The following is a 1,467-nucleotide window of genomic DNA, read 5'->3' as shown; positions in this document are numbered from 1 at the left end:
TAGCTGTCGGGGTTATCTTAACACCAATTTACCTGCTCTCGATGCTGCGCGAGATTTTATACGGTCCGGAAAACAAGGAATTAGTCGCCCACGAAGCCTTGATTGATGCGGAACCTCGGGAAGTGTTTATTATTGCCTGTCTATTAGTACCAATTATCGGGATTGGTTTGTATCCGAAAATTGTGACTCAGATCTATGACGCTACCACAGTCCAGCTAACCGCACGACTCCGCAACTCTGTACCAACCTTGGTCAACGAACCACCAGTAGCACTAGAAAATGCTCCAATAGTTTCTTTCGCTCCACCCATTAGTCCTCGTTAAGGATTGATATTTTACTGTTGACTAGCTAGTAGCAAAAACTAGTAGGGTGGGCAAAAACAGTTCTATTTTTTTGAGCTTGTAGGGTGGGCAAAAACAATTCTATTTTGTTGATTCTTTTAGACTCGATTACTTTGCCCACCCTACTAGTGCTTAACAAATTAGTAGGGTTTATTAATGTAGTAATGTAGGGGGAGTATGAACCAACCCCTACATTTTTTTGTTGAAAAATACACTAACTATAGTTAATGTTCTCTTCCCTTAGAGAAGCTCTTGCCAGCGATCGCTTAACCAAAACTTTAGAATAGAATAAACGTAAGCATTCAGCCGTCAGCCGTCAGCCGTCAGCTTTAGACTCACGCTGCTTGAGGTGCTTATTTTGTTCAAAAGCTAGCTGTTTGGTGTAGCGTGCGCTATGGGTATAAATTGTTTACGTAGCGTCGCCACAAGCTTTTGGCTGATAGCTGATAGCTGAGAGCTGAATGCTTACGAAGAAACTCTTTTATGCGGGAAGTAGCTAAATCATGACAGTAGCCACCACACCTGTTGAAACTAATCCCATTGTGCTGAGGATGCCTCCAGCATTGGATATGGATGATGACCAATTTTTTGAGTTTTGTCAGGTTAATCGAGATTTACGTATTGAACGTACATTAGACGGAAAAATAATTGTTATGCCCCCAACAGGAGGTGAAACATCTGACAGAAATTCCGACATTAATTTTCAGCTACGGTTATGGAACCGCCAAACAAAGCTAGGGAAGGTTTTTGAGTCTTCTTGTGGCAATAAGGCTGCCCAATGGGGCAGATCGTTCTCCTGATGCATCTTGGCTCAAGCTGGAGCGCTGGGAATCCCTGAGTAAAGAAGAAAGAAAAAAATTTATTCCTCTGTGCCCAGATTTTGTGATTGAGTTGCGTTCCCCCAGTGATAGGGTAAAAGATCTCAAGGAGAAGATGGAGGAGTACATGGACAATGGTGCGAGGTTGGGGTGGTTGATTGAGCCAAATAGTCGTCGAGTGTATATTTACCGTCCTGGTGCTGATGTGGAGCAATTGGAAAATCCCGCTACGGTGAAGGGGGATGATTCGGTGCTGCCTGGTTTTGTCATGGTTATGGAAGAAATTTGGGAAGCTTGAGGAGTGGCAA

Annotated in this window: 2 pseudogenes; both read left to right on the top strand. The window is 43.4% G+C overall.

Annotated features, from left to right (window positions below):
- Window positions 1-323, top strand: a pseudogene (locus F6K20_RS38265) (NAD(P)H-quinone oxidoreductase subunit 4); the annotation flags it as partial.
- A gap of 521 nt (window positions 324-844) precedes the next feature.
- Window positions 845-1,457: pseudogene (locus tag F6K20_RS41070) on the top strand (Uma2 family endonuclease).
- Window positions 1,458-1,467 lie beyond the last annotated feature (10 nt).

Source organism: Moorena sp. SIO2C4 (assembly GCF_010672485.1).
GTDB lineage: Bacteria > Cyanobacteriota > Cyanobacteriia > Cyanobacteriales > Coleofasciculaceae > Moorena > Moorena producens.
Note: the sequence above shows the minus strand (reverse complement) of the source record. Positions and strands in the feature narration are given on the sequence as shown.